This is a genomic window from Monashia sp. HAY1-2A (genome assembly GCF_056755315.1).
On record NZ_JBNDHY010000197.1, the window covers coordinates 1 to 7073 of the forward strand.

9 protein-coding genes, 2 tRNA genes and 1 pseudogene are annotated in these 7073 nt (G+C 73.1%); 10 read left to right on the plus strand and 2 right to left on the minus strand.

Annotated features, from left to right (window positions below):
• Positions 1–92: 92 nt before the first annotated feature.
• Positions 93–293 (minus strand): CsbD family protein, encoded by a 201-nt coding sequence (locus tag ACPYOM_RS19925; protein ID WP_481342597.1) that lies wholly within the window; start codon positions 291–293, stop codon positions 93–95.
• 122 nt (positions 294–415) lie between these two features.
• On the opposite strand from ACPYOM_RS19925, the gene ACPYOM_RS19930 reads away from it, so the two are divergent.
• From ACPYOM_RS19930 to ACPYOM_RS19975, 10 genes are all read left to right on the plus strand, one after another.
• Entirely contained in the window at positions 416–1459 is a 1044-nt protein-coding gene (locus ACPYOM_RS19930; RefSeq protein ID WP_481347279.1) for a cation diffusion facilitator family transporter, read from the plus strand.
• Positions 1456–1965, plus strand: coding sequence for a methylated-DNA--[protein]-cysteine S-methyltransferase (locus ACPYOM_RS19935; RefSeq protein WP_481342595.1), 510 nt, complete (start codon positions 1456–1458; stop codon positions 1963–1965). The genes ACPYOM_RS19930 and ACPYOM_RS19935 overlap by 4 nt, the downstream gene beginning before the upstream one ends.
• A 150-nt stretch (positions 1966–2115) precedes the next feature.
• The gene (locus tag ACPYOM_RS19940) at positions 2116–2601 is read left to right on the plus strand and encodes an RNA polymerase sigma factor (protein ID WP_481347280.1); all 486 of its coding nucleotides are present in this window, start codon (positions 2116–2118) and stop codon (positions 2599–2601) included.
• A 5-nt stretch (positions 2602–2606) separates the two neighbouring features.
• Complete coding sequence (locus ACPYOM_RS19945) at positions 2607–3308, plus strand: methylated-DNA--[protein]-cysteine S-methyltransferase (RefSeq protein ID WP_481347281.1); 702 nt, start codon at positions 2607–2609, stop codon at positions 3306–3308.
• On the plus strand, positions 3305–3862 hold the full coding sequence (locus ACPYOM_RS19950; protein ID WP_481347282.1) for an NUDIX domain-containing protein: 558 nt from the start codon (positions 3305–3307) through the stop codon (positions 3860–3862). The genes ACPYOM_RS19945 and ACPYOM_RS19950 overlap by 4 nt, the downstream gene beginning before the upstream one ends.
• A 132-nt stretch (positions 3863–3994) precedes the next feature.
• Positions 3995–4513: a SigE family RNA polymerase sigma factor gene (locus ACPYOM_RS19955; RefSeq protein WP_481347283.1), complete on the plus strand. Its 519-nt coding sequence runs from the start codon at positions 3995–3997 to the stop codon at positions 4511–4513.
• Positions 4510–5427 (plus strand): hypothetical protein, encoded by a 918-nt coding sequence (locus tag ACPYOM_RS19960; RefSeq protein WP_481347284.1) that lies wholly within the window; start codon positions 4510–4512, stop codon positions 5425–5427. Before ACPYOM_RS19955 ends, ACPYOM_RS19960 begins: the two co-directional genes overlap by 4 nt.
• A gap of 117 nt (positions 5428–5544) precedes the next feature.
• A complete protein-coding gene (locus tag ACPYOM_RS19965) occupies positions 5545–6591 on the plus strand; it encodes a PHP domain-containing protein (RefSeq protein WP_481347285.1) in 1047 nt (348 codons plus the stop codon).
• A gap of 105 nt (positions 6592–6696) precedes the next feature.
• Positions 6697–6769: transfer RNA gene (locus ACPYOM_RS19970), tRNA-Glu, on the plus strand.
• Positions 6770–6795: 26 nt separating this feature from the next.
• A tRNA-Asp gene (locus ACPYOM_RS19975) sits at positions 6796–6869 on the plus strand.
• A 19-nt stretch (positions 6870–6888) separates the two neighbouring features.
• Here the strand turns inward: ACPYOM_RS19975 and ACPYOM_RS19980 are convergent.
• Positions 6889–7073, minus strand: a pseudogene (locus ACPYOM_RS19980) (vWA domain-containing protein); the annotation flags it as partial.

Below are 7073 nucleotides of genomic sequence, written 5' to 3' on the forward strand. Positions count from 1 at the left end.
CCCCCACATTACTACGCGTCTCGTGGGCTCGGAGATGTGTATAAGAGACAGGTCCCGGTGGGACCGGCCCCCGACGTCGGGCGGACCGTGGGTCAGTGCTCGCCGGTGACGGCGTCCTTGACGTCCTCGCCGGCGTCCTTCAGCTGCTCGCCCCGCTGCTTGAGGTCGGCCTTGGCCTGGTCCCTTTCGCCCTCCGCCTCGAGCCGCTCGTTGTCGGTGACCTTCCCGGCGGCTTCCTTGGCCTTGCCCTTCAGGTCCTCGCCGGTGTTGCGTGCCTTGTCCTCGGTACCCATGAGGGCTCCTTTCTCCGATCGGTCACCAGACACCTACCCCGATCACCCTCTCCATCACCACCGACGCGTCCGGGCCCCGGCAGGACGGACGCGACGTCGGTGGGCTTTGCGACACTGGAGCCGTGAGCAGCGCTGACCCCGACCGCCCCGAGAGCCTCCCCTCGGCGTCCACCGCCTCGAGCGACACCAGCCGGGGGCTCCAGACCCGGGACCTGAGCCGGTTCGCGTACCTGTCCATCGCGGCAGCGGTCGTCACCATCACGCTCAAGGTCCTCGCGTGGCGGCTGACCGGGTCGGTGGGTCTGCTGTCCGACGCCGCCGAGTCGGTCGTCAACCTCGTCGCCGCGGTCGCGGTGCTCATCGCCCTCAAGGTCGCCGCCATGCCGGCCGACAAGAACCACCACTTCGGGCACACCAAGGCCGAGTACTTCTCGGCGGCCATCGAAGGCGTCATGATCTTCGTCGCCGCGATGCTCATCATGTGGTCGGCCGTCGACCGCTTCATGCACCCGCAGCCGATCGAGAACGTCGGCATCGGCCTCGCCGTCTCCGTCGTGGCCTCCGTCGTCAACGGTGCCGTCGCGTTCGTCCTGCTGCGTGCCGGGCGGCGCTACCGCTCGCTCACGCTCACGGCCGACGGCAAGCACCTCATGACCGACGTGTGGACCTCGGCGGGAGTCATCGTCGGCGTCCTCGTCGTCGCCCTCACCGGCATCGAGCGGCTCGACCCGGTCGTCGCCTTCCTCGTCGGTCTCAACATCGTGTGGACCGGCTGGAAGCTGATCCGCGAGTCCACCGAAGGGCTCATGGACATCGCGATGTCGAAGGAGGACAACGCCGCGATCGCCGGGATCCTGTCGCGTTTCGTCACCCGCGAGGTCCACTTCCACGCGTTGCGCACCCGCGAGTCCGGCCACCACCGGTTCGCCGAGGTGCACGTGCTCGTCCCCGGTGCCTGGACGGTTCGGCAGGGCCACGACCTCGTCGAGGAGGTCGAGGCGACGGTCCACCGCGACTTCGGCGACATCGCGCTGACCTGCCACCTCGAGCCCCGCGAGGACCCGCGCGCGTACGGCGACTACCCGGCCGAGTTCCCCGTCCCGACCCACGAGGACATCCTCGCCGCGCACGAGACCGGCAAGCCCTCGGGGGGCGCGACGCGGTGACCGCCTCGCACGTCGTCGTCCCCTCGCCCATCGGCGACCTCACCGTCGTCGCCGAGGACGGCGCCGTGACGCACCTGCTCATGGACGCCGCGAAGTACCGCCCCGGCGAGGACGTCCTCGGTGAGCCGGCGGACCCGGCCGACGAGCCCTTCGCCGCGGCCGCCGTCCAGCTCGCCGCCTACTTCACCGGGGCGCTGACCGAGTTCGACCTGCCCCTGGCGCCGCGCGGCGACGCCTTCCACCAGCGCGTGTGGGCGCTGCTGCGCGAGATCCCCTACGGCCAGACCCGCTCCTACGGGGACCTCGCACGAGCCCTCGGGGACCGCAACCTCGCCCAGGCGGTCGGCACGGCCAACGGCCGCAACCCGATCGCCGTCGTCGTGCCGTGCCATCGCGTCATCGGCGCCGACGGCTCCCTCGTCGGCTACGCCGGCGGGCTGGCGCGCAAGCGGTTCCTCCTCGCGCTCGAGGAGCCGACCGCCGACGACGCGGGCCGCCTCTTCTGAGGGCGCCGTCCCACGCCCCCACCCGTCCTCGTTCACCGCTCGCCGTCCTCGGCGCTCCCTCGTCGACCCCCCTCGTCGGTCAGGTGGGCCTCCGCCCAACCCGTCAGAATGGGGACCTCACACACCCACGGGCCGGAGCGTCTACAGGGCATGAAGCGACCGTTCGAGCAGGCCGTGACCGACCACGGGGCCGTCGTGCTGCGCGTGTGCCGTGCCGTCCTCGGCCCGGCCGAGGCCGACGACGCGTGGTCCGAGACGTTCCTCGCGGCCCTGCGGGCCTGGCCCGACCTGCCCGACGACGCGAACGTCCGGGCCTGGCTCGTCACCATCGCCCATCGCAAGGCCCTCGACGTCGCCCGTGCCGGCGCGCGGCGAGCGCTGCCGGTGGCCGTGGTTCCGGAGTCGACGGCCCCCCGCGGCGACGAGCCCGACGCCGCGCTCCCCGACGACTGCCTGTGGGCTGCGCTGGCGGCGCTGCCGGACAAGCAACGACGCTGCGTCGCCTACCACCACGTCGCCGGCCTGCCCCACGCCGAGGTCGCGCGCATCGTCGGCGGCACGCCGGCGGCCGCACGGCGCGCCTCCGCGGACGGCATCGCCCGGCTGCGCACGACCTACGCCCTCACGGAGAGGTGAGACCCATGCCCCCGACGACCCCGACGACCCCGCCGACCCCGGCGACCCCGACGACCCCGACAGCTCCGGATGCCCGGACCTCGCCGACGCCCGGAACCGAGCCCGACCACACCCTCGCCCGCCTGACCCGTCCCGCCGGTGACGACGCGGCCCGGCTCGACGCGCTCCATGCGGCCCTCGTCGAGCGGGCGGCGGCGGCCTCGGTCCTCGACGCCACCTACCGCATCGTCGAGTCGCCCCTCGGCCCGTTGCTGCTGGCAGCGACGGAGGCGGGCCTGGTCCGCGTCGCCTACGCCCTCGAGGACCACGACCGGGTCCTCGAGACCCTCGGAACCCGCGTCGGGTCGCGGATCCTCAAGGACGCCAAGCGGTTCGACGACGCCGCCCGCCAGCTCGACGAGTACTTCGCCGGGAACCGACGCAGCTTCGACCTGCCGGTCGACCTCCGTCTCGCGCACGGCTTTCGGCTCGAGGTGCTGCGCCACCTGGGCGCGATCCCGTACGGGTCCACGGAGAGCTACGCGCAGGTCGCCTCCGCCGCGGGCAGCCCGAAGGCGGTCCGCGCCGTCGGGTCGGCCTGCGCGACCAACCCGCTGCCGATCGTCGTCCCGTGCCATCGCGTCGTCCGGTCCGACGGCGCCCTCGGCGGCTACCTCGGCGGACTGCCCGCCAAGCAGACGCTGCTGCACCTCGAGGGTGCCGCGTGACCTGGCCGGTGCGACGCACCCGCGTCGTCTACGAGAACGCGTGGATCCGGGTCCACGAGGACGCGGTCGTGCGCCCGGACGGTGGCGACGGCGTGTTCGGCGTCGTGGAGGTGCGGAGCCCGGCGGTCTTCGTCGTCGCCCTGACCGACGCCGACGAGATCGTGCTCATCACGGTGGACCGGCACACCGTCGGGCGGTCCGTCGAGGTCCCGGCGGGCGGCACCGACGGCGAGGACCCCCTTGCGGCCGCCCGCCGGGAGCTGGCCGAGGAGACCGGCCTCGCCGCCCGCGAGTGGCGCCCCGTCGGCATCATGAACGCGCTCAACGGTGTGTGCCGGGCTCCCGAGCTGGTGTTCCTGGCAACCGGCCTCGGGCCGGCGCCGGGGTTCGCCGGGTCGTCCGGTGTTCGGACGCGCGCCGAGGAGGGCATCCACGGGGTGCGCCGGGTCCCGGTGGCCGAGGTGCTCGACCTCGTCCGTGACGGCGGCATCACCGACGGCGAGACCGTGGCGGCTCTCATGTTCGCCCTGGCGCACCTGCGCCGGGTGTCGTGACCCGACCGGGTGCGCCGTCGGCCCACGTCGTCGCGACGACGTGCAACGCTTCGCCGGGCTCGCGTGTCCATGGGGTGTACGACACCGTGAAACCCTGACGAGCGACCTGACGGACGACCCAGGCGGGAGCACATGAGACGGAGGGACGAGGCGGCGTTCCGCACCTTTGTCGAGGAGCGGCAGACGATGCTGCGCCGGCGCGCCTACCTGCTCTGCGGCAACTGGGCCGACGGCGACGAGCTCGTCCAGGAGGCCCTGGCGCGCGTGTACGTGGCCTGGCCGCGGATCGCCGACGGGGCCCAGACCGCCTACACGAGGCGCACCATGATGAACCTCTACCTCAACGACCAGCGCAGGCGTCGCCGCGAGGTGCTCACCGACGAGGCTCCCGAGCCGCTGCCGTCGCACCCGTCCGCCGGCGACCACGACCTTGAGCTCGCGATGACGCTGACCGACCTGCTCCACGGGCTGCCGGAGAAGCAGCGCGCCGTCCTCGTGCTGCGGTTCTGGGAGGACCTCACCGTGCCCCAGATCGCCGAGTGCACGGGCGTGGCCGAGGGCACCATCAAGAGCCAGATCTCCCGGGCCCTCGCGGCCCTGCGTGAGCGGCTCGCCGAACCACCGCTGTCGGGGGCAGGAGCCGTGACATGAGCGAGGACCCGATGCGCCGACCCGGCCCCGCCGCAGACCCGGACCCGGCCTCGACGCCGGAACCCGGCGAGCTCGAGCTGCGAAAGGCCCTCGCCATGACGAACGACCTCGAACCCCCGCGCGACGACCTCTTCGCCCAGCGCGCGCTCCTGCGTGGCCGGGCCCGGACCGCCCGGCGCCGCAACGCCGTCCTCGGCACCGCGGCCGCGGTCGTGCTCGTCGGGGTGGTCGGCGGTGGCTGGGCCCTGTCCGGCAGCCGCCCGTCCACGACCACCCAGGCGGGGTCTGCCGCGGGCGCTCCGGAGCAGTTGAGCGACACGGGCGCCGACTCGGGCGCACGGGGTTTGGCGCCGGGTGCGACGGGCTCCCCGACGCCGGGCTCCGTGCCACCGGGCGGCCCGACTGCCAAGGGCAGCCCGATGCCACCGGCCCGCGACGTGTCGGCGTTCTTCGGCACGCTGAGCACCCCGGCCACCCGGGCGTTCGACGCCGCCTCCACGACCGTGACGACCCGCTGGCCGGACGCCTTCTCCGGCGCCTACGCCGAGGACCCGGCCGGCACCACGGTCGTCGTCGCCGTCACGCGCCGCGACGCGGCGCTCGAGTCCTTCGTCAGCAGTGCGATGCCGAGCGGCTCGGTGCGCTTCGTCGAGGCCTCGCACACCTGGGCGGAGAAGGTCAGCGTCGCCGAGCGGGTGCGCCAGGACTCGCCCGTCCTCAGGGCGCAGGGCATCGTCGTCCACGGCATCGGCATCGACGCCCGTGGGGACCGCGTCGTCGTGTCCGCGGACGAGGGCTCGAGGCCCGGCGCCCTCGTCCAGCGCTACGGCGACATCGTCCGGGTCGTCGCCACGACGGCCTCCGTTCCGGGAAAGCTGCCCGACGGCGGTACGCTGCCGACGCTGCAGCACTGACCACTCTCGGGGGTCCTGCGTTCCGACGGGGGTCGAACGCGGGACGGACGCGCCCGGGGCCGCGAACCCTCCCGCGCGGACCCGGGCGCGTCCCACACGCGCGGCTAGGCTGGCCGAATGCACCAGCCGAGCCCGCCGACGGCACCGATGAGCCCGCTCGACGCGCTGCGTCGCATCTGCTTCCTGCTCGAGCGCGGTCGCGAGAGCAGCTACCGTGTCGACGCGTTCCGGCGCGCCATCGAGGCCATCACCCTCATCTCCGAGGACGAGCTGCGTGAACGCGTCGAGGCCGGAACGCTCAAGCAGATCAAGGGAATCGGCGACTCGAGCGCGGCGATCATCGGCCAGGCGGTGCGTGGTGTGGTCCCTACCTACCTCGCCTCGGCTGAGGAGAAGCACGGCGCGACGCTGACCCGTGACGGCGACGACCTCTATGCCGCGCTGCGGGGCGACCTGCACGCCCACTCGAACTGGAGCGACGGCGGCAGCCCCATCGAGGAGATGGTGCTCGCGGCGGTCGAGCTCGGCCAGGAGTGGCTGGCGCTGACCGACCACTCGCCGCGGCTCACCGTCGCCAACGGCCTCTCTCGCGAGCGGCTCGCGGCCCAGCTCGACCGGGTCGAGGCCATCAACCGCAGCCTCGGCGACGGTTTCAGGCTCCTCAAGGGCATCGAGGTCGACATCCACCTCGACGGCTCCCTCGACCAGGACGACGACATGCTCGACCAGCTCGACGTCGTCACCGCCTCGATCCACTCGAAGCTGCGCCAACCCTCCTTCGAGATGACTCCGCGGATGGTGACGGCGGTGCGCAACCGGCACACCAACGTCCTGGCCCACTGCACCGGACGGCTCGTCACGGGTGGCCGGGGCACGCGGCCGCCGTCGACGTTCGACGCCGAGAAGGTCTTCCGCGCCTGCCTCGAGAACGACGTCGCGGTCGAGATCAACTCGCGGCCCGAGCGGTGCGACCCCCCGGACGAGCTCATCGAGCTCGCGCGCGACCTCGGGTGCCTCTTCACCATCGACTCCGACGCCCACGCGCCGGGCCAGCTGGACATGAAGTCGCTGGGCTGCGAGCGCGCCGAACGGCTCGGGATCCCGGCCGAGCGCATCGTCACGACGTGGCCGGTCGAGGACGTCCTGGCGTGGGCCAAGAAGTGACGCGAGCCGGCGGCACGAGCCGCCGGCCGGCGCCCGGGAGACGATTTGGAGGGTGCGCAGAACTCCCCTATAGTTCTCGACGTCCCAAGCGGATGGTTCGGGTCAGTCCCCATCGTCTAGCGGCCTAGGACTCCGCCCTTTCACGGCGGCAGCACGGGTTCGAATCCCGTTGGGGATACGCACGACCACAACTTCATCACGCAAGGCCCCGTAGCGCAGTTGGTTAGCGCGCCGCCCTGTCACGGCGGAGGTCGCCGGTTCGAGCCCGGTCGGGGTCGCCCTGAGCAGAGGCGCCACTCACACGAGTGGCGCCTCTCGCCGTTCCCGGCCCTCGGTCGACCGGCCGCGGCCGGGCGCGCGCCCGTAGGGCTGTCTCTTCCCCCCCCCTCCCCACCCCCCAGACACGTAATAATCTGGGGGGGCGGGTCTTTTTTTTGGGGAGGGGGGGGGGGGGGGGGGGGGGGGGGGGGGGGGGGGGGGGG